The sequence below is a fragment of the Frigoriflavimonas asaccharolytica genome (genome assembly GCF_013294015.1).
GTDB lineage: Bacteria > Bacteroidota > Bacteroidia > Flavobacteriales > Weeksellaceae > Frigoriflavimonas > Frigoriflavimonas asaccharolytica.
The window spans coordinates 34,862-61,837 of sequence record NZ_JABSNO010000014.1 but is presented as its reverse complement, the minus strand read 5'-3'; the positions used below and the strand labels follow the sequence as shown (position 1 = coordinate 61,837).

26 protein-coding genes and 1 tRNA gene are annotated in these 26,976 nt (G+C 31.5%); 25 read left to right on the top strand and 2 right to left on the bottom strand.

Annotation, left to right across the window (positions count from 1 at the left end; genetic code table 11):
- Positions 1-28 precede the first annotated feature (28 nt).
- The 17 genes from HNQ03_RS10110 (at position 29) to HNQ03_RS10030 (ending at position 15,742) form a co-directional block, all read left to right on the top strand.
- Positions 29-886, top strand: a complete 858-nt coding sequence (locus HNQ03_RS10110) for a YicC/YloC family endoribonuclease (protein WP_173779557.1) — start codon at positions 29-31, stop codon at positions 884-886.
- Positions 887-1,483, top strand: coding sequence for a hypothetical protein (locus HNQ03_RS10105; RefSeq protein WP_173779556.1), 597 nt, complete (start codon positions 887-889; stop codon positions 1,481-1,483).
- Between the two features lie 3 nt (positions 1,484-1,486).
- Positions 1,487-2,050 carry a guanylate kinase gene (gmk, locus tag HNQ03_RS10100; RefSeq protein WP_173779555.1) on the top strand — a complete coding sequence of 188 codons (564 nt, stop codon included), beginning with the start codon at positions 1,487-1,489 and terminating at the stop codon, positions 2,048-2,050.
- A gap of 27 nt (positions 2,051-2,077) precedes the next feature.
- Positions 2,078-3,067, top strand: coding sequence for a quinolinate synthase NadA (gene nadA, locus HNQ03_RS10095; RefSeq protein WP_226927491.1), 990 nt, complete (start codon positions 2,078-2,080; stop codon positions 3,065-3,067).
- Positions 3,068-3,229: 162 nt separating this feature from the next.
- Entirely contained in the window at positions 3,230-3,448 is a 219-nt protein-coding gene (locus HNQ03_RS10090) for a hypothetical protein (RefSeq protein WP_173779553.1), read from the top strand.
- 375 nt (positions 3,449-3,823) lie between these two features.
- Positions 3,824-4,183, top strand: a complete 360-nt coding sequence (gene folB, locus HNQ03_RS10085) for a dihydroneopterin aldolase (protein ID WP_173779552.1) — start codon at positions 3,824-3,826, stop codon at positions 4,181-4,183.
- Between the two features lie 100 nt (positions 4,184-4,283).
- Entirely contained in the window at positions 4,284-5,651 is a 1,368-nt protein-coding gene (locus HNQ03_RS10080) for a DUF4403 family protein (protein WP_173779551.1), read from the top strand.
- 26 nt (positions 5,652-5,677) lie between these two features.
- Positions 5,678-6,232, top strand: coding sequence for an RDD family protein (locus HNQ03_RS10075; RefSeq protein ID WP_173779550.1), 555 nt, complete (start codon positions 5,678-5,680; stop codon positions 6,230-6,232).
- A 56-nt stretch (positions 6,233-6,288) separates the two neighbouring features.
- Positions 6,289-6,362 (top strand) — tRNA-Cys (locus HNQ03_RS10070).
- Positions 6,363-6,487: 125 nt separating this feature from the next.
- Positions 6,488-7,036: a YMGG-like glycine zipper-containing protein gene (locus HNQ03_RS10065; protein WP_173779549.1), complete on the top strand. Its 549-nt coding sequence runs from the start codon at positions 6,488-6,490 to the stop codon at positions 7,034-7,036.
- Between the two features lie 52 nt (positions 7,037-7,088).
- The gene (locus HNQ03_RS10060) at positions 7,089-8,708 is read left to right on the top strand and encodes an LIC_10190 family membrane protein (RefSeq protein WP_226927486.1); all 1,620 of its coding nucleotides are present in this window, start codon (positions 7,089-7,091) and stop codon (positions 8,706-8,708) included.
- A gap of 49 nt (positions 8,709-8,757) precedes the next feature.
- Entirely contained in the window at positions 8,758-9,819 is a 1,062-nt protein-coding gene (aroC, locus tag HNQ03_RS10055) for a chorismate synthase (protein WP_194305182.1), read from the top strand.
- A 2-nt stretch (positions 9,820-9,821) separates the two neighbouring features.
- Positions 9,822-10,385: a thioredoxin family protein gene (locus tag HNQ03_RS10050; RefSeq protein WP_173779548.1), complete on the top strand. Its 564-nt coding sequence runs from the start codon at positions 9,822-9,824 to the stop codon at positions 10,383-10,385.
- A complete protein-coding gene (locus tag HNQ03_RS10045) occupies positions 10,386-10,937 on the top strand; it encodes a TlpA family protein disulfide reductase (protein WP_173779547.1) in 552 nt (183 codons plus the stop codon).
- 89 nt (positions 10,938-11,026) lie between these two features.
- Positions 11,027-11,368: a YkvA family protein gene (locus HNQ03_RS10040; RefSeq protein WP_173779546.1), complete on the top strand. Its 342-nt coding sequence runs from the start codon at positions 11,027-11,029 to the stop codon at positions 11,366-11,368.
- Between the two features lie 106 nt (positions 11,369-11,474).
- Positions 11,475-12,833 carry an orotidine-5'-phosphate decarboxylase gene (pyrF, locus tag HNQ03_RS10035; RefSeq protein WP_173779545.1) on the top strand — a complete coding sequence of 453 codons (1,359 nt, stop codon included), beginning with the start codon at positions 11,475-11,477 and terminating at the stop codon, positions 12,831-12,833.
- Positions 12,834-12,922: 89 nt separating this feature from the next.
- A complete protein-coding gene (locus HNQ03_RS10030) occupies positions 12,923-15,742 on the top strand; it encodes an aminopeptidase (RefSeq protein ID WP_173779544.1) in 2,820 nt (939 codons plus the stop codon).
- A 58-nt stretch (positions 15,743-15,800) separates the two neighbouring features.
- Here HNQ03_RS10030 and HNQ03_RS10025 read toward each other — a convergent pair whose 3' ends face one another.
- Both HNQ03_RS10025 and HNQ03_RS10020 read right to left on the bottom strand, forming a co-directional pair.
- Positions 15,801-17,372: a T9SS type A sorting domain-containing protein gene (locus tag HNQ03_RS10025; protein WP_173779543.1), complete on the bottom strand. Its 1,572-nt coding sequence runs from the start codon at positions 17,370-17,372 to the stop codon at positions 15,801-15,803.
- Positions 17,373-17,462: 90 nt separating this feature from the next.
- Positions 17,463-18,197 carry a T9SS type A sorting domain-containing protein gene (locus HNQ03_RS10020; protein WP_173779542.1) on the bottom strand — a complete coding sequence of 245 codons (735 nt, stop codon included), beginning with the start codon at positions 18,195-18,197 and terminating at the stop codon, positions 17,463-17,465.
- A gap of 308 nt (positions 18,198-18,505) precedes the next feature.
- On the opposite strand from HNQ03_RS10020, the gene HNQ03_RS10015 reads away from it, so the two are divergent.
- From HNQ03_RS10015 to HNQ03_RS09980, 8 genes are all read left to right on the top strand, one after another.
- On the top strand, positions 18,506-21,577 hold the full coding sequence (locus tag HNQ03_RS10015; protein ID WP_226927489.1) for a hypothetical protein: 3,072 nt from the start codon (positions 18,506-18,508) through the stop codon (positions 21,575-21,577).
- 207 nt (positions 21,578-21,784) lie between these two features.
- A complete protein-coding gene (locus tag HNQ03_RS10010) occupies positions 21,785-22,195 on the top strand; it encodes a rhodanese-like domain-containing protein (protein WP_317170368.1) in 411 nt (136 codons plus the stop codon).
- A complete protein-coding gene (locus tag HNQ03_RS10005) occupies positions 22,185-22,796 on the top strand; it encodes a TIGR04282 family arsenosugar biosynthesis glycosyltransferase (protein WP_173779540.1) in 612 nt (203 codons plus the stop codon). The genes HNQ03_RS10010 and HNQ03_RS10005 overlap by 11 nt, the downstream gene beginning before the upstream one ends.
- On the top strand, positions 22,786-23,598 hold the full coding sequence (locus HNQ03_RS10000) for a hypothetical protein (RefSeq protein ID WP_173779539.1): 813 nt from the start codon (positions 22,786-22,788) through the stop codon (positions 23,596-23,598). Before HNQ03_RS10005 ends, HNQ03_RS10000 begins: the two co-directional genes overlap by 11 nt.
- Positions 23,599-23,612: 14 nt before the next feature.
- Complete coding sequence (locus HNQ03_RS09995) at positions 23,613-24,485, top strand: sterol desaturase family protein (protein ID WP_173779538.1); 873 nt, start codon at positions 23,613-23,615, stop codon at positions 24,483-24,485.
- Positions 24,486-24,550: 65 nt separating this feature from the next.
- Complete coding sequence (locus HNQ03_RS09990; protein WP_226927485.1) at positions 24,551-25,465, top strand: DUF547 domain-containing protein; 915 nt, start codon at positions 24,551-24,553, stop codon at positions 25,463-25,465.
- Positions 25,458-26,150: a TIGR04283 family arsenosugar biosynthesis glycosyltransferase gene (locus tag HNQ03_RS09985; RefSeq protein WP_173779537.1), complete on the top strand. Its 693-nt coding sequence runs from the start codon at positions 25,458-25,460 to the stop codon at positions 26,148-26,150. Before HNQ03_RS09990 ends, HNQ03_RS09985 begins: the two co-directional genes overlap by 8 nt.
- Before the next feature lie 48 nt (positions 26,151-26,198).
- Entirely contained in the window at positions 26,199-26,975 is a 777-nt protein-coding gene (locus HNQ03_RS09980; RefSeq protein WP_173779536.1) for a DUF6503 family protein, read from the top strand.
- Position 26,976: the final 1 nt, after the last annotated feature.

Below are 26,976 nucleotides of genomic sequence, written 5' to 3'. Positions count from 1 at the left end.
TTTTTATCTTTGTAACACAATAAGCAATATGATATTATCCATGACAGGTTTTGGAAGAAGCGAAGGTTTTTTCGACGGAAAAAAAATAACCATCGACCTAAAATCTTTAAACAGCAAAACCTTTGATCTCAACATAAAAATTCCACACAGATACAAAGAAAAAGAATTTGAAATTCGCAAATCTCTGAATGATAGTTTGATGCGAGGCAAAATAGATTGCTACATCAATATAGAAAATACAGAAGCCAAGAACAATATCATCATTAATAATGAAATTGTGCAAGATTATATCCAGCAATTAAAAGCTATTTCTACAGAGGATTCTGAAATAGAATTTCTAAAAATCGCTATGAAATTGCCAGAATCTGTAACGGTGCAAAAAGATGATTTGAATGATGAAGAATGGAATTATGTAGATAATCTACTTAAAGAAGCACTTCAAAAATTTACTGATTTCCGTAGTGTAGAAGGGAATATCTTGCAAGAAGAATTATCTAGAAACATCAAAAGTATAGAAGAGAATCTAGAACAAGTTTTACAATACGAAGACATCCGTTTAGATGCAGTAAAAGAGCGCTACAGAAAAACCTTGAAGGAATTTGATAACATCGATGAAACAAGATTCTACCAAGAAATGGCGTATTACGCAGAAAAACTGGACATCGCAGAAGAAAAAGTTCGTTTGTCTCAACATCTGAAATATTACCAAGAAGTAATGGAAACCGAAACATTGAATGGCAAAAAACTCGGTTTTATTTCACAAGAAATTGGACGTGAAATCAATACGTTAGGTTCAAAAGCCAATCACGCCGAAATTCAAAAATTGGTAGTGATGATGAAAGACGATTTGGAAAAAATAAAGGAGCAGACACTAAATGTTTTGTAAATGAAATATTTTCAAATAATAATTCTATTATTTTCTGCTATTGCAATCAATTGTCAATCTTTAGATAAGATTACAAATCTTTCAGCAAAAATTGAAAATCAAAGAGAATTGAGGATTTATAAAGATAGAGGCATTACAAATAGCGGAATGGTTTTTAGAATTTACGAAGAAAATAAAAATTGGAAAGCAGAACTTATTCAATGGTTTTTGCCAAAACAAATTAGTGAAGATGATTTTGAAATGGTTGCACCGATAATTACTAAACTTCGTTCAGATAAAAAATTGGAAGAAATTTTTATGAATATTGAAGCAAGAAACATTAAATATTTACCGCAAGAAGAAAACTTTACATACAAAAAATCAAAGAATAAAGTTGTTTTTGATGATGAAGAAAAAGATTTAGTAATAATAAGTGCAAAATCAACTATCATTGATGGAAATAGTTATTTAGTAGATTATAAATCTCACAATCAGATAAATAAATTTAATTATAGTAATCCAGAAAGTTATTTGGAAATTTATCCGGAAATTGATGAACTTAATTATTTTGTTGATATATTAAATTATATTCGAAAAGAATTTAACATTAAATTTTAAACTTTGAAGCAAAAAGTCATCATCTTTTCAGCGCCTTCCGGAAGTGGAAAATCTACTTTGGTAGCTCACGCAATGCAATATTTTGAGAATCTAGCCTTTTCAATTTCTTGCACCACCAGAAATTTGCGAGGCGAAGAGATAGATGGCAAAGATTATCATTTTATCAGCATAGAAAAATTTAAAAATAATATTGAAAAAGAATTTTTTGTAGAATTTGAAGAAGTTTATCCCGGGAAATTTTACGGAACATTGAAATCCGAAGTAGAAAATAACTGGAAAAACGGAAAAGTAGTTATATTTGATGTAGATGTGAAAGGTGGTGTTGCTTTAAAAAAATATTTCGGAGATCAGGCACTTTCAATTTTCATAAAACCACCTTCTATAGAAGAGTTGGAACGAAGATTATTGAGTAGAAATACAGATGATATTGCTGCTATCAAAACCAGATTGGCAAAAGTGGAAGAAGAACTAGCGTTTGAAAACCAGTTTGATGTCGTTTTAATTAATGATGATTTGACAAAAGCAAAACAAGAGATTTTACAGATAATTGAAAATTTTACAAAATAAAAACTAATGAGCACAAAAAACACAAATATGAACCTACCCGTAAAAGATTTTTCCGCAATAGATAAAATTGCTCTTCCACAAGGAGAAGAATTGGTGAAAGCAATTTTGGAACTAAAAAAAGAGAAAAACGCCATTATTTTGGCGCATTATTATCAAACATCAGACATACAAGATATTGCAGATTTTCTGGGAGATTCTTTGCAATTGGCAAGGCAAGCCAGAGATACAGATGCAGATATGATCGTATTTTGCGGCGTACATTTCATGGCAGAAGCTGCAAAAATTTTGAATCCTACAAAAAAAGTAGTTTTGCCAGATCTAAAAGCCGGTTGTTCTCTTGCAGATGGTTGTAGCGGAGAAGGTTTGCGAGCAATGCGCGCCAAACATCCAGGTGCGATGATTGCCACTTACATCAATTGTAATGCAGAAACCAAAGCGGAATCGGATATCATCGTAACCAGTTCAAACGCGGAAGTAATCATCAATTCTTTGCCAAAAGATGTTCCTTTAATTTTCGCGCCAGACAAAAATTTGGGTAAATATCTGATGAAAAAAACAGGTCGCGAAATGATTTTGTGGGATGGTGCTTGCATCGTGCACGAAGCTTTTTCTATGGAAAGAATTGCCCAGCAAATGGCAGAAAATCCAGATGCAAAACTCATCGCTCATCCAGAATCCGAAACGCCAGTTTTAGATTTAGCACATTTCATCGGTTCCACTTCTGCGCTTCTTAATTATGTAGAAAAAGACGACTGTCAAAAGTTTATCGTAGCAACAGAAGAAGGAATTTTGCACGAAATGAGAAAACGCGCACCAGAAAAAGAGTTAATTCCCGCTCTAGTTTTTGATGAAAGTTGCAATTGCAGCGAATGTTTTTACATGAAAATGAACACCATGGAAAAACTATATCTCTGCATGAAATACGAAATTCCAGAAATCACAATGGACGAAGAATTAAGATTGAAAGCATTGGTTCCAATTGAGAAGATGCTGGAAATGAGCACGAGTATTAAGTAGAATTATTTGGGCAGCAATTTCCACCTTCCGTTCCCAATCTTTTTTTGCAAAAAAGGATTTCCACTCAAGTTGGGCTGCAGATTTTCGCTTTGAATGAGATTATTTATTTAGTTGAAATTTTATTTATTCATCTATACCTTTTATTTATTAACTTTGATTATTATGGAAGCACTACAAATAGAAATTATAAATCCGAAGGCTTTACAATTGCTTAAAGAATTGCAAAATCTCAATCTAATTAAAATATCCAAAGAACCAGTTTCTAAAATGCAATCTTATCTTAAAGAGATGAGAAAAAACGCAGATTCTGCGCCAAGTCTTGAAGAAATTTCAGAAATTGTCGATGAAGTGAGGTCAGAAAGATTTGCTACTAAAAAATAATTTAATCCACTTTGTCTAAGTTTAAATCTTTGACAAAGTTTTTAAGAACAGATATTTTGAAAACTATTAAATTCAATTTAAAAATTTTTATATCATTTTTCATCATTCTATTTGTTCTATATATTTTAGTATTTATGAAAGATGAAGGTGCTTCTTTTTTAGACAATTATCTAGGTGATTTCATCGATTATTTAGGTTATATTTTTCTTTTTCCAATTCATTTTTTTAAGTATTTTAATTTTGAAAACGATTTAGTAAACACCTTATTTACATTATTAAACCCAACAATTTTTTGGTTTATTATATATAAAGTCTTCACAAAAATTGGTAAAATTATTAATTTGAATAAATCTTCTCTATCGTAAAAATTAAGTAATGACCACAAAAATCCTCATAGAAAACCTAAAAATCTTCGCATTTCACGGCGTTTTACCAGAAGAAAAAATTCTGGGAACAAACTATATTCTCAATGTAGAAATACAGGCGGACTTAGAAAAAGCCTCGGAATCTGATGAATTAAAGGATACCATCAACTATGCAGAAATCAACGATATTTTGCACAACGAAATGGCGATTCCTTCTCAACTTTTGGAACATGTGATTGGAAGAATCATAAACAAAACCAAAAATAAATTCCCTCAAATCTCTTTCATCAAAGTGAAACTCACCAAAACTAATCCACCAATGAAAGGCGAAATGGATGGTGTAAGCGTGGAAATTGAAAAAAGGTTTTAGATTTAAGGTACAATATTTGAAATTCAAAGTTCAAATTAATGCAGCCAACTTAATTTTCCTTAATCGCTTAATGGTTCAAATAAACTTCTGATTATTAAAAATGAAAAATTTAATCTCATTATTTCTTATAATTTTTAGCACATTTGGATTTGCACAAGTCCAATTCTCAAATCCAACCTACGTTTTCCCGAAAATAAAATCCAGCATTACGATGCCAGTTCAAATTCCTTTGAGCGAAATCAGCAATATGGTGAATTCTTCTGTGCAAGGTTTACTATTCGAAGACAATTCTTATGAGGATAATGACAACGACCAATTTAAAGTGAAAGTCTGGAAAGCAAAACCGATTAGAATTGTAGGTGGTGTAAAAAATAATTTAATAATAGCAGTTCCACTGAAAATTTGGGCTGAAAAAGGTATTGGAACTTTTGGTTTATACAATTATCAAAGCACTACTTTTGAAACAGAAATGTACTTCAGCACAGAATTAAAAGTAAATTCTAACTGGACGATAGATACAAAAACAACTGCCAATAGTTTTAAATGGGTTACAAAACCAGTTTTAGATTTTGGTAGAGTAAAAATTCCCATTACCTCTTTGGTAGATAAAAGTTTGAAAGATGAGCAGACGAAATTTACCAAAATTATTGATGAACAGATGAAAGAACAACTCAACTTTCAGCAATTAGCAATCACGGCATGGAATCTTTTTGCAGAACCTTTTGAGGTTTCCGAAGATTACAAAACTTGGCTGAAAATCACCCCTTTAAAAATAAATCTTACCCCAGTGAAATTTTATGCAGATCAATTGCAAACTTCTATTGGTATTGATGTTTATTCAGAGACTTTCACAGGTGTAAAGCCTGCAATTTCGCCAACAATTGGTGGGATTGCTAACTTCAATTTTGTGCCAAACTTGGAAAATACGTTTACATTAAATACAACCACAAACATTCCTTTTGAAGAAGCAACAAGAATTGCAGAGCAAACATTCCTCAATAAAAAATATGATTTTAGAGAAGGTAAATCAGATATCACAATAGAAAAAATAAAGGTCTATGGCGAAGAAGATCGAATTACCATAGAAGCGGAAACTTTTGGTACTATCAGTGGGACTTCATATATTTCCGGTATCCCTGTTTACGATGAAACAAAACAAAAAATTGTACTTTCTGATACCAAATTTAGATTAAAAACAAAAAACGTTTTCCAAAAAACTTTGACGCTTTTGTTTAAAAGTAAAATCATAAATATGATAGAAGAGGAATATGGAATTCCCACTTCAGACTTGGAATTAAGTTCTAAAAAAAGTATAGAAGAAGCTTTCAATAAAGAATATTACAAAGGTTTGAAAATTAGCGGGCAGGTTTTTAAATTAAAACCGCAACAAATTCTTCTTACACCAAACGGAATTACTGCAATTATATTAACGGAAGCAAAATTGCAATTAATATTAAAAGGGATGTAAATTTTCCCTATTTTTGAAAAAAAAATATGGCGAAATATCTAAAAATTGTAAAAGACAACAAAGCAAGTCAAGGGACAAGATTTGTAAATTTATTAATAGATAGAGTTGCATTTATGTCTTTATTTTTCTTTTTGGGTTTATTTGCGGGAATTTTATCAAGCTTTTTCGGGATAGATCTCTTCATGGACTTACTAGACAGCTTTGAAAATGTGAATTCTTTTTTAGATATTATCATTACTTCAAGTATACTAATTGTGTACTATTTTGTTTTCGAGTACTTTTCTAAAGGTCGCACGCTTGGAAAATATGTGACAGGAACCATCGTTGTGAAGATAGATGGTACTGCACCAACTACTTACGATATTTTTTTAAGGAGTATTATTCGTCTCGTTCCATTCAATGCCTTGTCTTTTTTAGGCGAAAATGGATGGCATGACAGTTGGTCTGAAACTAGGGTAGTTGTAAAGAAAAAATTTGAAGAAGCGCTAAAAAGTCAGCACGATTTGAATAGCTTAGGAAATCAATCTTCTCAAGATATTGCAATTCCAAATAAGCCCACAATAGATTTAAGAAAATTTTAAAATAAAAGTACATTTAAAAAGATTAAAAACCTTATATTTGCACTTCTAAAAAATACGGTTTCGTGGCCGAGTGGTTAGGCAGTGGTCTGCAACACCATCTACAGCGGTTCGAATCCGCTCGAAACCTCCAAAAGAGCTGTTGAATTTCAACAGCTCTTTTTATATAATTACCAGATATAGTTCTTTTAACGTTTTATTAACACAAGTTTGGTTGTACTATTGAATAACCCACATCCAATTTGAAAAAATGTAGTTATGAAAAAGTTAATGATAGTTGGTATAGTTTCTCTAATGAGTTTTACGGCTTGTAATAAAGAGAAAGAAGAGACCACAAAAAGTTTAGCAGACCAGAAAATGGAATTTCAAGTAAGACAATTGGAAATTGAAAAACAAAAATTAGCCATAGAGAAGGAGAGATTTACTTTTGAACAAGAAAAAAAATCCGATAGTTTAGAAAAAAACGAAAAGGAAATAAAAGTTGCACCAGTTAAAAATTCTCCGCAGCCAGAAAAAGTAAAAACCGTTTACGTAAATAATACTCCTAGAGCTAGTACATCAAATTCAAATGCAGGAACATCCTCTGGTTCTTCTACAAATGCACCAGTAGCACAGAAAAAAGGAATTAGTGATGCTGCAAAAGGTACAATTATAGGTACAGTTGGTGGAGCTGCAGCTGGAGCAATTATCAGTAAAAAAAATAGAGGTGCAGGAGCCGTTATTGGTGGTGTAGTTGGTGGTGCAACTGGGTATACAATAGGAAGAGCAAAAGATAGAAAAACAGGTAGAGTACAACCAACAAATTAATATTTTAAATTATTTATAAAAAAGATTGCTTATTTTTAAGCAATCTTTTTTTATGCTGTTTATTTTATTTTCACTTATTTTCTATATCCCAATTTTTATGGGTTTTGGTAATTTTTTCACGAAAATTTTCGGGAAAATTGGTGATGGTCTATCCTTGAAAATTCTCTCAGGTATATTTTTTCTAGCTACAATTTGGACGTTCCTTTCATTCTTTTTTCCGCTCAATATTATCGTAGAAATCTCTACAATTTGCATTGGTTTTGCTTCTTTTTTTTATTTCAAAAATTATGAAAATGTTTGGGTTTATTTAGAGGAATATAAGTATTCTACACTTATACTGGTGTTATTAATAATATTTTTCGGTTCTTTTTCACCATTTATTTTAGATCATTTTGGATATTATGTTCCAACTATTAAATGGATTTCAGAAGTTGGTTTGGTGAAGGGTATTTCAAATTTAGATTTAATATTAGGGCAAATGTCTACTTGGCATATTCTGCAAGCAGGTTTTTCGAACTTTACAGATTCTTTTTTGAAAATAAATGCCGTAGTACTTTTAGTTTATGCTATTTATATTTTAGAGAAAAAAACATGGATTCATTTCTGCTTATTTCCAGTTTTATTTTTTTTCGTGCAATCTCCGAGTCCAGATTTACCTGCTATAGTTTTTTCATTGATGGTTTTGCAAGAAATCTTACTCGGAAATAAAAAGGTAGCTCAACTTTTTTTAATTTCAATTTTTATTTTTACCATCAAACCAACTTTAGTTTGGTTACCAATTTTTACATTATTTTATTCTATTTTTTACCTTAAAGTAAATTTGAAATTTTCCATTGTAGGAGTTTTATTATTCATCTTATTCCTAATTAAAAATATGTGGACTTTTGGGTATCCCATATTTCCAATGACAATCCTAGATCTGGGAATCTCCTGGAAATCAAATCCAGCATTGATGCAATTGTCTTCAGAAATGGCAAAAATGAAAACATACGACATGCAGTTTAGCTATTCAGAAATACAAGAATTTACTTTTTGGGGATATATAGAAAAGTGGTTTTTAATAGGGGGAATAAAATCAAAAATGCATTATTTGTTTATCATTTCATTAATTGTATTTAGCGTTTTTACATTTATCAAAAAAAAGAAAATAATTTATTATTTGTGGGTTGCAATTATAATTAAAAGCATTTTTGTTCTTCTTTTTTCAGCGCAATATCGTTTTTTTATAGATGTATTTTTCGTAATTTTTATCGTATTATTTTTTGAATTAAAAATTAAAAAATTAGCAATAATTTTTAGTTCTGTCTTAAGTTTTTGTTTAATCGTTTTATTTACATTCCCAAAGATTATTCAATCACAAATACCAAGTTTTCGCTTGGGAGAATTTTTCACCGGATTTCAAAAAGAACAGTGGTACCAACCTCCTGAGTATGTTTGGAAAAAATCTAAAGAGTATACCATTGGTAATTTAACTTTTAATATTGTACAAAATTATCCATTCAGTTTTGATACCGATTTACCAGCCATCAGTCCTTCATATTTAAGAGATTACTTAAAAATTGGGATTTTTCCCAAAAAAATTGGAGATAATTTAAAGCAAGGTTTTATTTATATAAATTTAAGTGAAAAAGAAAAGGTCGAACTGAAAGAAATCATCAAAAATCAAGAATAAAATTAAGCTTTCAATCTCAAAATCATAATATCTTCAGTAAATTTGTATCATGTTTAAACTTGGAAACTTTCTTACGCTCACTACTTTTGGTGAAAGTCATGGCATAGCTTATGGTGGAATTTTAAATAATTTTCCCGCTGGTTTAGAAATAGATTATGAAGAAATTCAACATCAACTAGATCGCAGAAAACCTGGTCAATCCTCCATCGTTACGCAGAGAAAAGAAAGTGATAAAGTTCAATTTCTATCTGGCATTTTCGAGGGAAAATCTACTGGAACTTCTATAGGATTTTTGGTACCGAATGAAAATCAAAAATCTAAAGATTACGATCATATTTCTGAGTATTATAGACCATCGCATGCAGATTTTACCTACGATAAAAAATTTGGGGTAAGAGATTTTCGCGGTGGTGGTAAATCTTCTGCACGAGAAACTTTAAATTGGGTTATTGCGGGGAGTCTTGCAAAGCAACTTTTGCCAAAGGAAATAAAAATAAATGCATACGTTTCTTCTGTTGGAGATATTTTCTGTGAAAAGCCATACCAAGATTTAGATTTTTCTAAAATTGAAGATAATGATGTTCGCTGTCCAGATGCGGAAACTGCGGAAAGAATGATTTCTAAAATTAAAGAAATTAAAAAAGAAGGAAATACAATTGGTGGTACCATAACTTGCGTTATTCAAAATGTTCCTGTTGGAATCGGAGAGCCTGTTTTCGGGAAATTGCAAGCAGAATTGGCCAAAGCGATGATGAATATCAACGCTGCAAAAGGTTTTGAATATGGAAGCGGATTCTGCGGCGCAAAAATGAAAGGTTCAGATCACAACGATATTTTCAACGAAGATGGAACTACGATTAGCAATCTTTCTGGTGGAATACAAGGTGGAATATCCAACGGAATGGATATCTATTTTCGTGTAGCTTTCAAACCTGTAGCAACGATTTTGCGACCACAAAATAGCATCAATAAAGATGGTGAAAAAGTAGTTGTGGAAGGAAAAGGTAGACATGATCCTTGTGTTTTGCCCAGAGCAGTGCCAATTGTAGAAAATTTGGCAGCATTTGTGCTAACGGATTTGTATTTGATTGATAAACTGAGAAAAATATAAATATGAAAGAATATTGGGACAAAGCGGTTTCTTATGAAGCCTACAAAAAAGAAGGAGCAGCAAGACTTTCTAACCCTCGAAATGAGGACGACGTACAAAAAAAAGGATATTACGAACTAGGTTTGCACAGAATGGCTCGTATGGAAAAAGTATACAAACCATCTGAAGAAGATTTGGCAACGCTTGATTCTAAAAACTTTACCGGAAAAATATTAATTATTTCCGAAGTTTGGTGCGGAGATGCAAGCCAAGCAATTCCTACGCTGAATGCTTTTTTTGAAGGCAAAAATGAAGTAAGAATTTTTCATAGAGATGAAGATCATTCTTTGATTGATCAATTTCTTACAAATGGTGGGCAATCTATCCCAAAAGTATTAATTCTTAATGAAGATTTTACCGTTAAAAATACTTGGGGACCAAGGCCAAAACATGGTTTGGAATTATTAAAAAAATATAAAACCGATCCAGATAATTATACCATTGATGATCTCCACAATGATTTGCAAGTTTACTACGCAAAAAATAAAGGGAAAGATACCATCGAAGAAATTCTAAATTTAATTTAAATGAATTTTGTAAAAAAATATTGGTTCTCAGCAATTTTGCTGGTTTTCGTATTTGTAATTTTTGCTTTTCCAAATGTGAAAACCAGTATTCGAGATGCATTTTTTCCAATTGCAGCGGTAGAAAGTGCTCTGAAACTAGACGATACAGATTATGATATCGCGCTAAAAGGCATGAATGTTCCAGATGCAAATTTGAAAGACTTTAAAGGTAAAAAAACAGTATTCCTTAATTTTTGGGGAACTTGGTGTGCACCTTGCAGAACGGAATGGCCTTCCATTCAAGAATTATACGATGCAAAAAAAGGTAAAGTAGATTTCGTTTTAATAGCCGTGCAAGATGAAGAAGCAGCCGTGAAAAAATTTTTACAAGAAAATAATTATAGTGTACCAGTGTACATTGCGCAAAGTCCGCTTTCCAAAAATTTGTTGCCTTCTGTATTTCCAACTACCTATTTGTTGGATATTGATGGAAGGATTTTATTGAAAGAAACCAGCACTAGAAATTGGAATTCCGAGACTGCAAATGAATTCATAGATAATGTACAACGCTAAAATTTAAGTTTTTATTAACTATATAACTTATTAATTGGCAGGTATTTTGATTATTTTTGTAAGAGTTAAACACTTCAATTTATATAAAAATGAAATATTCTAAAATACATATTGCAAAGGAAGCTATTAAGCATAAAGGTTTTTTAAAAAAAGTTCCAGACATCTATAGAATGCTAAAAATGTGGCGAAACGGAACATACAAAATGAAGACTTTGGATATTATTCTTCCACTTCTAGGTTTTTTGTATGTACTTTCACCCATAGATTTGCTGCCAGAGATGATGATTCCTGTTCTTGGCTTAGCAGATGATTTTGCGGTATTGGCTTTAGTAATTCCAAAATTAATCAAAGAAGTTGATAAATTTTTACTTTGGGAAGCAGAAAATAGGATAAAGCAAAACCAAATCGTAGACGCAGAGATAGTTTCTTAAAATTATCTAGATATAAAAAATCGTTTTTTAAATAAAGAACGATTTTTTTGTGTATAATTTTCAGAACTTTTTTTAAAATAGTAACTTTACAAAAATTCAAAAATCAATGGAGACCAAAAAACAATTTTTTCTAGAATGTTATCAATTAGGCATCATAAAATTTGGAAAATTTACCTTAAAAAGCGGTATTGAAAGTCCGTTTTATGTAGATTTAAGACCATTAGCTTCAGATCCAAAAATTTTGAAACATTTAGCAAACTATCTTTTGGAAATGCTTCCATTGGATAATTTTGATGTAATTTGTGGTGTTCCATACGCTGCGCTTCCAATGGCAACGGCAATGTCGCTAGAAAGTTATATTCCCTTAATCATCAAAAGAAAAGAGGCGAAAAGCTATGGCACGAAAAAGTTGATAGAAGGAATTTATAAAAAAGGACAAAACTGTCTTTTGGTAGAAGACGTCATTACTTCTGGTAAATCTCTTTTGGAAACCATACCCGAGATTGAAAATGAAGGAATCACAGTTTCTGATATTGTAGTTGTTTTGGATCGCCAACAAGGTGGAAAAGAAATGCTAGAAGAGAAAGGCTACAATGTGCATACGCTTTTCAACATTACAGAAGTTTGTGAAATGTTGAGTGAAGAAAATCTTTTGATGGACGATGAGATTGCAAGAATCAAAGATTTTTTGGAAGGGAATATTGTTAAGTTTGAAAAGAGAACAAGAAAATCTTACGAAGAAAAAAATAAAGAAACGCAACATCATATTTCTCAAAAATTGATAAACATTGCGATCGCAAAAAAATCCAACTTGATTGCTTCAGCAGATGTTTTGACAACTTCTGAATTGCTTTCTTTGGCAGAAAAAGTAGGGCCTAATATTGTTGCTTTGAAAACGCACATCGATATCATTACAGATTTTGATTATGAAAAAACAATTGTTCCGCTTTTAGAAATAGCAAAAAGGCACGATTTTTTGCTGATGGAAGATCGGAAATTTGCAGATATCGGAAATACGCAAGAATTACAATATTCTTACGGAATCTACAGAATTTCTAGTTGGGCAGATTTGGTGACCTCCCAAGTAATTGGTGGCTATGCTGCAATGGAATATTTTTTAAATTCCGGAATTGTCGCTATTTTAGGTATGTCTTCAAAAGGTACATTAACGGATAATCATTACAGAAACGAGGCAGAAAAAATAGCAATAGAGCATCCTAATATCATTGGAGGTGTCTGTCAAAATGAAATTTCTGATAGTCTTTTACTATTCACTCCCGGTGTAAATCTTGCAACTGCAGGAGACGGAAAAGGACAACAATACAATACGCCAGAGCACGTTTTCAAAAATTTACATTCAGATTTCATTATCGTTGGAAGAGGAATTTATAAAGCAGACGATGCGGAAAAAGCATCTTTGGAATACAAAATTGCAGGATGGAATGCATATTTAGCGAGTTTGTAAACTATTAAAATATTGTAAACGTATATAAATTAAGCGTTTTAAATATTTAAAATTTAGCTTGTTATCTTTGTTCACTTTTAAAATATTGTTTGAAAAAAAACCTCATCCTTTTTTTACTTTTTGTTTTTGTTGCAGAATTTTCTGCACAACAAGATTCTATTTACATCCAAGCCAAACTTTCTTCGGATTATAAAACGCTTATAGTTTCGCAAGATATTGTCTATCACAATAAAAATCAAACAGATGTAAATGAAGTCAAATTACTCAATTGGATAGCGGCTTACAAAAATAAAGGCACCGCTTTATCTGAAAGAAAATTAGAAGATAGAGATAGAGAATTATACTTTTCAAACAAAAATGAGCTCGGGAAATTAGAAAGTTTAGACATCAGATGTGATGATTTTAGCATTAAATCTGCAATAGATTTAACCAAAGAAAATATTTATTTTTCCTTAAATAAACCATTGCAGTCTGGCGAAAGTATAAATTTGCATTTAGAATATACATTAAAATTACCTTCCATATCTTTCACTGGTTATGGAATTTCTACCAATCAAGTTGCGCTGAAATATTTTTTTCTTGTACCAGATAGTTTTGAAAAAGGAGAAAGAAAAGATAGATTTTATAATGATATAGAAGAAACTGCCAATTACAATACACATTGGAAAATACAACTCGAGTTGCCAAATGCTGAATATGCCGAAAGCAATTTGCCCGAAATTCTACCCAATTATTTTGAAGGAATTTTAAAAACTGATCCAGAAATTTTTATTTCTAAAACAAAATTTCAAAAAATAAATGTACCTCTTGATGGCGCAAATATTCCTGTCGTTTTTGGATATAACGTAAATGCCGAGATTCTAGAAAATCTTGAGTTTTATGCCCCGTTACATTTAAAATTTATAAATGATAGAACAGGAAGTCTTCCGCAGAAAATTTTCATCAGTGAAAAATTTAGAAATAAGGAAGAATTTGTAGGCATAAAATCGCTCAAATTTTGGAAATTTAATTTTGAATTATTCACAGAGTCTGAACAGGTAGATTTAGATTATTTTAGCATTCTTTCTCAAAAAGTGATGGAAGAAACTTTTGCTGTGAATAAAAATGAAAACCATTGGATGACGAATGGTTTGCAATCCTATCTGGAAATACAATATTTAAAAAAATTCTACAGCGAAAGCAAACTTTTGGGGAAATTACCAGAAACTAAATTGCTTGGTATTAAACCTTTAAAATTGTTTCATGCATCAGATTTGAATCTTTCAGACCGTTATGGTTTGTCTTATCAATATATGATGACACAAAATCTTGATCAAAAAATTGGAGAGAATTTCAAAGATTTAAGTAACTTCAATAGCAACGCAATCAGTGGTTTTGAAACGGGGAGCCTATTTAATTTTGTAGCCGAGAAAATGGGTGAGCTCAATTTTGAAACTTTTCTAAAAAATTTTTTAGTTGAAAATAAAGACGCTTTGCTCAGTTCTGAAGAATTTTTGAATCAACTATCTACAAAAAGCAATGGTTCATCTAATTTTTTTGAAGAGTATATTTCTGAAAAACAGCGCGTTAATTTTAAGACAAAAAGCTTTGAAAGAGAAGATGGGAAATTATTAGTTCGGATTAAGAAAAATACCAATCTTGCTGTTCCCTTTCAATTAAAAACATTTTCGGAAAATGGGGAAGTCCAAAGTTATTGGTATGATACTCCTTCAAAAAAAACCGATGAATACTACGAAGTTCCTGATAAAAATGCATATAAAATAGAAGTGAACGAAGGTAATTCTTTTCCAGAATCTTCTCTTCGAGATAATTATTTGTACACGAAGGGCATTTTTTCAAATATGAAAAAGATTAAATTTAAATTATTAAAAGATATTCCAAATCCAGAATATAATGAGATATATTTGAATCCAAGATTGGCTTTCAATGCTTATGATAGGATATTACTAGGATTAAATTTTAAAAATAAATCTCTATTTGATCAAAATTTCGAATATTCGCTCACGCCTTATTACAGCACTGGAACCCAAGAAATTGCTGGTTCTGGAAGTGTGGTTTATAAAATAAGACCATCAGAAAGTTTTTTCAGAAGTTTAAATTTCGGTGTTGCTGGTTCCTTCTTTCATTATGATTTTGATTTAGCTTACCAAAAATATTCAGCATTTGCATCTATAGATTGGGCAAAAAACCCTAGGAGCGCCATCAATAGAAGTTTTTCTCTTTCGTACAATCATTTTGAAAAAGATTTGAGTGCACGTGCAATTTTAAATAATGAATATGATAAGTATAATTTATTTAATGTGAATTTTGGATATTCTGACAATAAGTTGATTCACGAAAAATATTTCAGTACGAGCTATCAATTGATGGAAGATTTTAATAAAATTTCTGCAGAAGCCTTTTACAGATGGGAGTTTGCAAAAAATAAAAAAATGAGTTTTCGCCTTTTCGCGGGATACTTTTTAGAAAATAATACAAGAAATAGTGAATTTGATTTTGGAATTTCTCGGGTTTCCAATTATTCTTTTAGCTATAATTTAGTTGGCCAAAGCGCAACTTCTGGTATTCTTTCTCAGCAGTTTATATTGGCAGATGCTGGTTTTAAATCTTTTATAGATACAACCGCAAACCAGTTTATCACAAGTGTAAATGTAAATTCTCACGTCTGGAAATTGTTTGATGTGTATGCAGATGTAGGATTTTATAAAAACAAAAGTGTACCATCTAAATTCATTTATGATACTGGAGTTAAGGTGAAAATAATCCCAGATTTTATAGAGTTCTTTCTTCCAGTATATTCTACTTTAGGTTTTGAACCTAGTTTCAAAGACTATTTTAGCAGGGTACGGTTTTCTTTGGTATTAAACTTTAGTTCTTTGGTAAATACTTTAAGGAGAGGATATTACTAAAAAAAAGTTGTTCATTTCTGAACAACTTTTAAATAAATTATAAGGAAGTATTTTATACTTATTTCTTCAATATTTTTGTAGAAACTGCCTCACCGTTTACAATTCCAGTAACGATATACATTCCCGAAGCAAGATTAGAAACTTCTAAGCTTTTTGTTTCAGATACGTTTGCAGATTTTACAAGCTGTCCGTTCATAGAAAATATTTTCACGTTTGCTTTTGCACCAAAATTAATTTCGTTGGTAACGGAAGTATTTTTCACGAAAGTGTTTTTAATATTCTGTAAATCTGAAACGCCCAATGTAGTTGGCATATTCACATTGTCTATTTGGTATGTTGTAGTTGTAGAAGCAGCATCACCATTGTATTCGAAAGCTAAAAATCCAGTACCAGAATAAGCAGAAAGATTAAGAGTTACGGTATTAAAAGTAGTTCCATAACCAGAACTATTCGTAGTATCATTTATGCTTTGCAATAAAGTTTTTTGCATCACACCACCAACTAGTTTAATAACGTATACATCCAATGTAGCACCATTAGCAAAACCTGAATTCCAATCAAAGGTTACATTTGTCTTGTTGATATTGTTTAAGTTTACAGCTGGGCTTATTAGCAATACTTTATAAACTCCTGAACCACTGAAGGCGCTCATTTGTGCATATTGATTTCCTCCAAAAGCTTTTGTATCCCAAGTTCTGTTTCCGTTTTCTGCAACATTAATCCATCCGGTAGGATTTGCCGTTGTATTTGCGGTTCCACTTTCAAAGTTTTCCATCAACATGTTTAGTGGTGCTCCATCATTTAAACCATAAGGATTTCCTGCACTTACTCCATTACCAGATAGGGAAACTGTAGAAGTATTCGCTCCAGAAGTAATGGTTAGTGTTGCTGTTTTTGCACCAATAGATGTAGGTGTGAAATTTACGTTTAGCGTACCACCAGATACTGTAAGTGTTCCCGTTGCGGAAAACATACTTGCATTTGTACCAGAGATAGCATACGTTGGTACAACCGTAAGAGAACTTCCTATCACAGAAACAGATGTTGCTGCAGATGCTGTAGAAGTAGCTTGATTTCCGAAATCAACAGAAGTAGGATTTGCAGCAAGTGTTGGACTTCCAACAGCTCCATTGTTTGTGATTGAAATATCATCAATATTCATTCTTTGGTTGGATGATGCGCCACCAACAGCTACTATTCTTATTCTTGCATTGGCTTGGTTTAGTGAAAAACTAAATAATTGAACTGTAGCAGTAGCAGTGATTGTCCCAATGGTTGTCCATGTAGTTCCATTTGAGCTCCAATCTACATTGTAAGGAAGTTGAGAATCTGTACCATATTGTCTGTAAGAGAAAGAGATTGTACCTATTCCTCCAGCTTTATTGGCATTCATTGTAGCAGCAGAGGCAGCGTAACCTCTAAACCTCAAGCTTTTTGTACCATTAAACCAATCATTGGATAAATTTCCAATCACAGTTTCTGTCAGGTTCCAATTTATTGCTGGTGTACCAATATCCAAATCTGCAGATGCATAACTGGATTTTGTTTCTGCTTCAAAATCCGCAGTGTAGGTTTGTGCGAATCCAAGCGTTGTAAAAACGATTAATAATAGAAGGTAAATTTTTTTCATTTGTAAAGATTTAATTAATACTACCCCAAATTTACAAAAAAAAACCGCTCTTAAAAAAAGAGCGGCTAGACTTAACGTAAAGTTAATATTTTATTTCTTCACGATTTTTGTAGAAACTGCTTGTCCATCTACCATTCCTGTAACAATGTACATTCCTGGAGCAAGATCAGAAACTTCTAAACTTTTATTTTCAGAAACGCTTGCAGATTTTACAATTTGCCCATTTGTAGAGAAGATTTTCACCTCTGCTTTTGCACCAAAATTAATTTCGTTTTCTACTAATGTATTTTTAACGAAAGTATTTTTGATTGATTTAATATCATTTACAGCTAATGAACCAGTATAAGTTACTTCAATAGATGGAATTCTTAACTGCGTAGAAGTACCCGTAATGTTATTGTAGAATGTAAGTGAAGATACTGCATTAATTCCAGAAATAGTGTAAATTCCTGCTGATGAGGCAGTTAAAGAGACTGGGCTTCCTCCATCAACACTATAACTTATTTGCGGTGCATAAGTAGAGGATACTGCGCTAATTACCAAATTTGTAATTTTTTTTCCATTTGCAGGTGTTAATGTCATTCCACCACCAATTCCTGTACTAGAATCAGCGTAGAATCTAATAGCTGCTCCAGTAGTATAATATGTAGGCGGATTACTACCTGTATTTTGCGACGTAGTGAAACTAACGTTAGCATCAACAACTCCTGATGAAATTACTTGAGCATTTGCATAGCCTTGAGTACCAAAATTGAATGTTGCAGTTTGTGCAAATGAAGCAGCGGAAATCATCGCAACTGCTACTAAAGAATAAAGTTTTTTCATAATAATTATTTTATTTTAATATTGCGGCAAATCTACAAAATATGGCAGATTTGAAATAGCTTTATTTAAAATTTTATAATAATTTTCGTTAACAATAGAAACCGCAATTTTTCGTTATTTTTACGCGGCTAAACTTTTATATAAATTTGAACAAAAAATTACTTTTTTTTATCTTTTTTCTTTCGGTTTTCAATTTTTTTGATGCTCAAATTTTCACGTGGAAAAACCCCAATTTCCCGAAAGACTCCTTAAAAAAAGATAGCGTTCTTGCCGCCAAAATAGAAAGAGACATCTTTGCAAAAGATACTATGGATTTTGTGAAGTTTCAAAATAAAATAGTTTATGATGAAGCCATACTTACCAAAAATTCTCGTGCTAAAATTTTGGGAGATCTCAATTCAAAAGGTTCTATTGTAAGAGGTATCACATTTGGTAATAATCAAGGTTCTTCTGTTCAAAGTTCTCTAGATTTGCAAATCTCTGGCAAACTTTCACCAGATATTTCTATTTTAGCCTCTATTTCAGATAGCAATTTGCCAATACAAGCAGATGGTTATACTCAAACTTTAGAAGAGTTTGATAAAATTTATCTGCAGTTAAATATTAAACAAAATTCTATTTTAAGAGCGGGCCATATAGATTTGCTGGAAGAAGAAACCTACTTTGCACGCTACCAAAGACGTAGTTTAGGCTTAAGATTTCAAACGAAATTGGGTACAGAAAATAAAACCTTTATAGATGTTGCGGGTGGTGTTGCACGAAGCGAATTTTTTAGAATAAGATTTCAAGGTGTGGAAGGAAATCAAGGACCTTATCGTTTGTCTGGAAAAAATGGCGAACAATTCATTACCATTATTTCTGGTTCTGAACAGGTTTTTATAGATGGCATATTAATGAAACGTGGCGAAAATCTAGATTATGTAATCAATTATAATACGGGAGAAATCACTTTTACAAGTTTTCGACCAATATTCCAGCAGAATTTTATCACAATCTCTTACAATTATACCAATAGAAATTATTCTAGGTATTTAATTACAGGTTCTGTAAAACATCAACGAGAAAAATGGCGCGCTGGCTTCCAATGGTTTTTAGAAAATGATAATAAAAATGCGCCACTCGCTTTAAATTTAACAGAAGAAGATCAGAAAATACTTGCTGATGCGGGTAATAATCAAGATTTGATGTTTGCTCCTTCTGGCGTAATTTCTGAATACGATGTGAACAAGATTCTGTATCAATTAAAATCCGATAATCTAGGAACTTATTTTGAATTTTCTAATGATGCCAATCTGACTTTATATCAAGTAGCTTTTACCTTTTTTGGAACGCAAAAAGGTGATTATATATTGAAACAGACTACAAACAATGGTAGAGTTTTTGAATTTGTAGGCAACAATTTGGGAGACTATAAAGCCGTGCGAAAATTGCCTTCTCCACAGAAAACACAAGTATATTCTGGAAATGCAGAATATAATTTACAAGATGGAAAAATAGGTACAGATGTTTCTTTTAGCAATTATGATGTGAATCTTTTCTCTTCAAAAGATGCGGTGGAAAATCTTGGATACGCTGCCAGAATCTTTGGCTACAAAACCTTCAAGAAAAATGAATGGCAAGGAACTCCTTCGTTTGAGTATCAGCATATCAGTTCTCAATTTAGAATTTTAGATAGAATAAATGATGTAGAATTTTCTCGTGATTTTAATCTTGAACAAGAATTTAATGGCAGAACTCAAAATAGATTTATTTTCACATTTCTAAATAAATGGAGCGCAACAAGCTTTATCAATTACAAATTTAACTATTTAAAAGAAGAAAATTTTTATAAAGGATTAAAAAATGATCTGGATTTTGGCTGGCTGAAAGGTAAATTTAATACCGTAGGAAATGTTTCTTATTTAGATACGAAATCTGAACTTCAAGATACGAAATTTGCCAGAGCTGCACTTTCTACTACTTTACAAGGCTCAAAAGGCAACTGGTCTACAGGTGGAAGCTTGGAGAGAAACGTGAAAAATTTTAACCAAACAAATCTTTTGGACGTTACAAGTTTCAGCTGGAAAGAAGTTTTTCTGCAAAAGCAAATAGGAGATTCTGCACGCATCAAACTCCTCACAAAAGTGTATTTTCGTGATAATGATTCTGTGCAAAACAATCAATTGGTAAATAGAAACCAGATTTTGGGCTTGATGCTAGAAAGTCAGCTCATCAAAACGGAAAAAACAACTTTAAATGCTTTGGTTCATTATAGAAAATTCTATTATGAAAATCAAACCGATGTTCAAATTTTCAATAGAGATTTTGTGGTCGGAAATTTACTGTACAATCAACAATTATTTGATAATGGAATGCGTTTGCAAGCATTTTATGAACTCGGAAATGGACAAGAAGCGCAACGAGAATTTCAATATATAAAAGTGATTGATGGGCAAGGTGTCTACAAATGGACCGATTATAACGGAGATGGAATCCAACAAATAGACGAATTTGAAATTGCAGAGTATGTAGATTTGGCGCAATATATAAGGATTTATACTAATTCTGTCCGCTATATTCCGTCTAACAAAAATCAAATAAAATTGGCATTATTTGTAAATCCTTCTATAGTTTTAAAATCCGAAAACGATTTTTTGAAACGCTGGAATTTTAATTTATCTTTAAATTCTCAAAATTCTTTCTTTAAAAAAGATAAAGTTTTAATCTTAAATCCTTTCGAGAAGAATGAGGATCAGATTTTGAAAAATCAAAGTTTTTTAGCTTCTGCACAATTTAATCCTACCGAAAAATCTGGATGGAATGGTAACTATCGTTTCTCTTCCAATACCAATTTAATCAATGCAAATTTTAGTAATGAAGAGCGAGATCAACTTTCAAATGTGGTGAATGTTGGGTACACTTTCAGCAAAGTATTTCGAATAGATTGGGAAAATGGCTTGTACCAACTTCAAAATGCCTCGCAATTATTCTCTTCTAGAAATTACGAACTGAGCAATATAGAAAGCAAACCGAAGGGAACATATAAATTTACAGATGCTATACAAGCAGAACTTTCTTCGGCATTTCGACAGAAAAAAAGACTGGATGGAGAAGAGTTTTTGAAGACTATAGATTTAACTGGAACTTTGCAATGGGAACGCAAAAAAACATCTGTGCGCGCCAATTTTTCATTTATAAATCATGATTTTACCGGAAATAACTTCTCAATTGTTGGCAATCAAATGTTGGATGGTTTGAAACCTGGGAAAAATCAAGTTTGGAGTTTATTTTTGCAGCAATCCATCAATTCCTTTATTCAATTGGATGTGAACTACGAAGGTAGAAATTCTGGAGAAAGAACGATACATATAGGAAGTATGCAAGTGAAGGCGAGTTTTTAAAAATTTTCTCTACTTTGTTGTTTATATTGAAGCTGTTCACGATTTTTGCTTAAATATAAAATATTATTACATATTTTTATGTCAGGAATCATTATTTCCCCCGTCTAAACTCTTAAATAAATCTTTATGAAATTTCGCCTTATATTTTTTCTGCTTTTATCAATATTTTGTTATTCGCAAAATACAATTCCGCAAGTTTTGAAAAAAATGAACAAAAATACGGTGGCCTATATTTATGTGGATGATATTGCAAAAGGTAAAAATTACACTTTTTTAGATTCCAGAGAACCAAAAGAATTTAATGTTAGCCATCTAAAAAATGCTGTAAATATCGGTTATGATAAATTTGACAGCAAAAAATTTGTAAAAGATTTCCCGAATAAAAATGAAAATATTGTAGTCTATTGTTCTATCGGCATTAGAAGTGAAACCATTGGCGATAAATTGAAGAAATTGGGCTATAAAAACGTACAAAATCTATATGGCGGTATTTTCGAGTGGAAAAATAAAGGCAATAAAGTAGTTGATAAAGATAATTTAGAAACTGAAAAAATTCACACTTTCGATAAGAATTGGAGCAAATATCTGAAAAAAGGAGAGAAGGTTTATGAAAAATAATGCACTGATAATTTTTACCCGCAATCCTGAATTGGGAAAAGTGAAAACCCGTTTGGCTAAAACCATTGGTGATGAAAAAGCCTTAGAGATTTACAAAGAATTATTGCTTCATACAAAATCTGAAACCCAAAATTTAGATGGTGATAAGTTTGTTTTTTATGACCAAAACATTATTATAAATGATATTTGGTCAGATGAAATTTATTCAAAAAAACTGCAATCGGGCAAAGATTTAGGTGAAAGAATGCAAAATGCTTTTCAAGAATTGTTTGATCAGGGTTACAAAAACTGCATCATCGTTGGAAGCGATTTATTTGACTTGCAAGCGAAAATTGTTGACGAAGCTTTCGAGAAATTGGAAAATGGTGAGGTCGTTATTGGTCCGGCAGAAGATGGCGGATATTATTTATTAGGTTTGAAAAAAGTGATTCCAGAAATTTTTCAGCATAAAAACTGGGGAACAGAAACCGTTTTAGATGATACTTTGAAAGATTTAAAAAACCAATACGTAGAATTTTTAGTATCTTTAAATGACATCGACACCTTCGAAGATTTAGAAAAAAGCAATTATTATCAAAATATAAAAATTTATGAAAAATAAAATTACTCTTACTTTATTCCTGTTAGGATTTATATTTATCAGCGCTCAAAGTCCGTGGACAAGAGATCAAGGTAAAGCTTTTGTGCAAGTAGGTGTCACTGGATTATTCTACGATTCCTTTCAATATGATGGTTCAGAAGTCAATATCGGTGCAGATGTAAGCGATATTACCACGCAGATTTATGCAGAATACGGACTTGCAAAAAATTTAGAAGCACTTGTGATGATTCCTTATAAATCTATCAGTGTAAAAAATGGCAGCAATTCTGAAAGCATTTCTGGTTTAGGAAATGTTTCAGTTGGTTTGAAATATAAAATTTCTGATAAAACTTGGAAAATTAGTACAGGTGCTATTTATTCAGCTAATTCTATTAAAATTGATGAAAATATTGGTCTGTCTACAGGTTTTAATGCTTCTACTTTTTTACCTTATGTAACGGTAGGTTCTAGCAAAAATAAATGGTATTACTTCGGAAATATCGGTTACGGATATATGACTAATGATTATTCAGATTTTTTTAAAGCGAGCCTAGAAGTTGGGTATGAAATAATAAAAGACGGTCATTTAATTTTTCTTTTAGATACCAAAAATGTTGTGAACAAAGAAAACGCTTTTATCAATGATACTGCGCAATGGCCATCTTATTTAGATCGTCAAACATACAATGCTATCGGAATAAAGGGAAATTATGAATTTCAAAAAGATAAATTTGGAGCAAATTTGGGCGTAATTGGCGCAACAGGTATAGATAATGCACCTTTGGCCCCGACAATTAATTTTGGTGTTTACGCTAAATTTTAAAACATAAATTAAAGTTGGAAAACTATTTAGAACTTATAAAAAACTCGTATTCAGGTTATTTTAATTATCTGATAGATGAGGTTTTGTATTGGAAATTAGACAATTATTTCTACGGATTAATCGCGATTTCACTCGTGGTTTGGCTTCTAGAAATTCTATTTCCTTGGCGGAAAAACCAAAGAATTTTCAGAAAAGATTTTTGGTTTGATTTAGGCTATCTATTTTTCAATTTTTTTATTCTTAATTTAATATTGCTGATTGCATTATCTAATGTAACAGAACAATTGTTAAATGATTTCCTCAATATATTCGGCTTACAATTGGTTTCTATTCAGCTCTTTGATCTTTCGAAATTACCAACTTATTTATCGCTTATCATCATTTTTATTGTAGTAGATTTCATCCAATGGAATGTTCATCGGCTTTTGCATAGTGTTCCATTTTTGTGGAATATTCATAAAACCCATCACAGTGTAAAAGAAATGGGTTTTGCGGCACATTTCCGGTACAATTGGCTAGAACCTATCGTTTATAAAACGGTTTTGTATTTGCCAATAATCTTGATTGGTGGCGCCAATTTACAAGAGATTTTCATCGTTCATTTTATCACCATTGCCATTGGACATTTAAACCACGCCAATCTTGGTTGGGATTACGGATTTTTGAAATACATATTCAACAATCCGAAAATGCACATTTGGCATCACAGCAAAAAATTACCCAATAAATATGGTGTCAATTTCGGAATTTCCTTGAGTTTATGGGATTATTTATTTAAAACAAACCACATTCCTTCCGATGGTAGAGATATAGAATTAGGTTTTCATGGGGAAAAGGAATTTCCAAAGGATTTTATTCAGCAGGAAATTTATCCTTTGAAAAAGTAATTGATTAAAATTTGTAAGGAAATAGAATTCCTGCGACTATTCGTATATAATATTAAAAAAGTAAGATGAGAAAATATATAGCTGCCTTAATGCTTTTACCACTTGTTTATTGTGGAAATACCAAAGATTCAAAAGAAAAAATTCCAGATATTGCTTACAGTTCTACGGAAACAACAAGTATTGCTGAAAATGAAATAGTAGCTGATCCGGATTTGCCTGTCGCTATTGAAAATGAAGTCGCTGCAACAGATTTAAAACAAGTTACACCAACTGAAAAAACTGAAGTTGTAGAAAACGTTGAAACTTTTAAAAAAGAAGAAGTCGCAGCTGCAGTGAAAGGAGTGGATCATCAACAGTGGAACAGTCTTTTGCAAAAATATGTTTCGCCAAGCGGAAAAGTAAATTACAAAGGTTTCAAAAAAGATGAGAAAGCGCTACAATCTTATTTAAGCAATTTATCAAATAATTTACCTGCAAAATCTGATTCCAAAAATGCAGTTTTAGCTTATTGGATCAATGTGTACAATGCGTACACTGTAAAATTAATCATCGATAATTATCCTTTAAAAAGTATAAAAGACATTAAAAATCCTTGGGGAAATAAATTTTTCACGTTGGGTACAAAAAAGTACAGTTTAGAAGAAGTAGAACATGAAATTTTAAGAAAAATGAATGAGCCAAGAATTCACTTCGCCATTGTTTGCGCTTCTTTTTCTTGTCCGAATTTATCCAATTCAGCCTTTACAGAAAATAATGTTGAGAGTAAATTAAACGCTGCCACAAAATCTTTTGTGAATGATAAAACTAAGAATACGATAGCAAAAGATAAAGTAGAAATTTCAAAAATTTTCGATTGGTTTGCTGGCGATTTTAAAACAAAAGGAAGTGTGATTGATTATTTAAATAAATACAGCACAACGAAAATTGATAACAATGCAAAAGTAAATTATAAAGAGTACAATTGGGCTTTGAATGAATAAAATTTCTATCATAATTCCTATTTTAAATGAAGTGAATGCCATTAATTCACTTCTTTTGTATTTAGAAAAAAATCTATCTCAAACTATTGATTATGAAATAATTGTGGTAGATGGTGGAAGTGATGATGGTTCTCAAAAAGAAGTTTTAAAACATCAAAAAGTTCTATTTTTATCTGCTGAAAAAGGGAGATCAAAACAAATGAATGTAGGCGCAAAAGCTGCAACTGGAAACATTTTATACTTTCTACATTGCGATAGTATTCCACCTAAAAATTTCGATATTTTAATCAATAATGAAATTGAAAAAGGGAATTTAGCAGGTTGTTTTAGAATGAAATTTAATAATTCACATCCAGTTTTGTTGCTTTCGCAGTGGTTTACACGGTTTAATCACATATCTTGCAGAGGTGGAGATCAATCTTTATTTGTTGCCAAAGATTTATTTAATGAAATTGGTGGTTTTAATGAAGATTATACCATTTATGAAGACAATGAAATTTGCAAAAGATTATATTTGAAAGAGCAATTTATTGTTATACAAAAGCCGATTACTACTTCCGCTAGAAGATATCGGGAAAATGGAGTTTGGCGTTTGCAATACCATTTTTTAGTCATTCACATCAAAAAAAAATTAGGACATTCTGCAGAAAGTTTGTTGAATTATTATAAAAAAAACATCAAGTAAAATAATTTTTTACTTTTTAAACGTAATACTATCTAATAAAAATAAATTATGAAAAAACTAATTCCAATTGTACTATTTCTACTTGTAGCGATAACTGCGTGTAAATCACCAGAGAAAACAGAAACAATTACGGATAAAAAGGAAACTTTCACAGACAAGATTGAAAACGCACACCAAAAAGAGGCTTTTCTGGCAAAAGAAGCTGTGCAATTTGATGTTGTATTAAATTTTGGCGGAAAAGAAAGATTAAATGCGAAAATGACGACCTTAACAAATTCTTCGAAATCAGTAATAGAATTTAAAAATGGTTCGAAAATTATTACCGATGGAGATAAAGTTTTTTATTCCGCTGATATCCTGAGTGAAGAATCAGTGCGTTTTGATGCTTATACTTGGAATTATTTCTTCTTATTTCCTAATAAATTAAGCGATCCAGGAACCATTTGGAATCCTTATGAAAACAAAGAAAAAGACAATGCAAATTACAATACAGAGAAATTAACTTTTAAATCTGGAACTGGAGATGCACCAGATGATTGGTACATTGTTTATGCAGATAAAAAAACCAATTTGGTTGATAAGGCAACATATATTGTTACCTTGAAAGCAGGAAAAGAAGAAGCTGAAAAAGATCCTCACGCAATTCAATATCTTAATTATGAAAAAGTGGATGGTGTTCCTATTGCTACAAAATGGATTTTTTGGGGTTGGAAAGAAGGTCTTGGTTTAACGGATGAATTGGGAAATGCAACGTTGAGCAACATAAAATTCATCAAAGCAGATCAAAATTATTTCAAACCTGGTGCTGATTTTAAAACAAAGTAAA

Excerpts from the sequence above, each read along its gene's own strand:
- HNQ03_RS10110 (WP_173779557.1), top strand. The coding sequence starts at position 29 with ATGATATTATCCATGACAGGTTTTGGAAGAAGCGAAGGTTTTTTCGAC.
- HNQ03_RS10105 (WP_173779556.1), top strand. The coding sequence starts at position 887 with ATGAAATATTTTCAAATAATAATTCTATTATTTTCTGCTATTGCAATC.
- nadA (WP_226927491.1), top strand. The coding sequence starts at position 2,078 with ATGAACCTACCCGTAAAAGATTTTTCCGCAATAGATAAAATTGCTCTT.
- HNQ03_RS10090 (WP_173779553.1), top strand. The coding sequence starts at position 3,230 with ATGGAAGCACTACAAATAGAAATTATAAATCCGAAGGCTTTACAATTG.
- folB (WP_173779552.1), top strand. The coding sequence starts at position 3,824 with ATGACCACAAAAATCCTCATAGAAAACCTAAAAATCTTCGCATTTCAC.
- HNQ03_RS10080 (WP_173779551.1), top strand. The coding sequence starts at position 4,284 with ATGAAAAATTTAATCTCATTATTTCTTATAATTTTTAGCACATTTGGA.
- HNQ03_RS10075 (WP_173779550.1), top strand. The coding sequence starts at position 5,678 with ATGGCGAAATATCTAAAAATTGTAAAAGACAACAAAGCAAGTCAAGGG.
- HNQ03_RS10065 (WP_173779549.1), top strand. The coding sequence starts at position 6,488 with ATGAAAAAGTTAATGATAGTTGGTATAGTTTCTCTAATGAGTTTTACG.
- HNQ03_RS10060 (WP_226927486.1), top strand. The coding sequence starts at position 7,089 with ATGCTGTTTATTTTATTTTCACTTATTTTCTATATCCCAATTTTTATG.
- aroC (WP_194305182.1), top strand. The coding sequence starts at position 8,758 with ATGTTTAAACTTGGAAACTTTCTTACGCTCACTACTTTTGGTGAAAGT.
- HNQ03_RS10050 (WP_173779548.1), top strand. The coding sequence starts at position 9,822 with ATGAAAGAATATTGGGACAAAGCGGTTTCTTATGAAGCCTACAAAAAA.
- HNQ03_RS10045 (WP_173779547.1), top strand. The coding sequence starts at position 10,386 with ATGAATTTTGTAAAAAAATATTGGTTCTCAGCAATTTTGCTGGTTTTC.
- HNQ03_RS10040 (WP_173779546.1), top strand. The coding sequence starts at position 11,027 with ATGAAATATTCTAAAATACATATTGCAAAGGAAGCTATTAAGCATAAA.
- pyrF (WP_173779545.1), top strand. The coding sequence starts at position 11,475 with ATGGAGACCAAAAAACAATTTTTTCTAGAATGTTATCAATTAGGCATC.
- HNQ03_RS10025 (WP_173779543.1), bottom strand. The coding sequence starts at position 17,372 with ATGAAAAAAATTTACCTTCTATTATTAATCGTTTTTACAACGCTTGGA.
- HNQ03_RS10020 (WP_173779542.1), bottom strand. The coding sequence starts at position 18,197 with ATGAAAAAACTTTATTCTTTAGTAGCAGTTGCGATGATTTCCGCTGCT.
- HNQ03_RS10015 (WP_226927489.1), top strand. The coding sequence starts at position 18,506 with ATGGATTTTGTGAAGTTTCAAAATAAAATAGTTTATGATGAAGCCATA.
- HNQ03_RS10010 (WP_317170368.1), top strand. The coding sequence starts at position 21,785 with ATGAACAAAAATACGGTGGCCTATATTTATGTGGATGATATTGCAAAA.
- HNQ03_RS10005 (WP_173779540.1), top strand. The coding sequence starts at position 22,185 with ATGAAAAATAATGCACTGATAATTTTTACCCGCAATCCTGAATTGGGA.
- HNQ03_RS10000 (WP_173779539.1), top strand. The coding sequence starts at position 22,786 with ATGAAAAATAAAATTACTCTTACTTTATTCCTGTTAGGATTTATATTT.
- HNQ03_RS09990 (WP_226927485.1), top strand. The coding sequence starts at position 24,551 with ATGAGAAAATATATAGCTGCCTTAATGCTTTTACCACTTGTTTATTGT.
- HNQ03_RS09985 (WP_173779537.1), top strand. The coding sequence starts at position 25,458 with ATGAATAAAATTTCTATCATAATTCCTATTTTAAATGAAGTGAATGCC.
- HNQ03_RS09980 (WP_173779536.1), top strand. The coding sequence starts at position 26,199 with ATGAAAAAACTAATTCCAATTGTACTATTTCTACTTGTAGCGATAACT.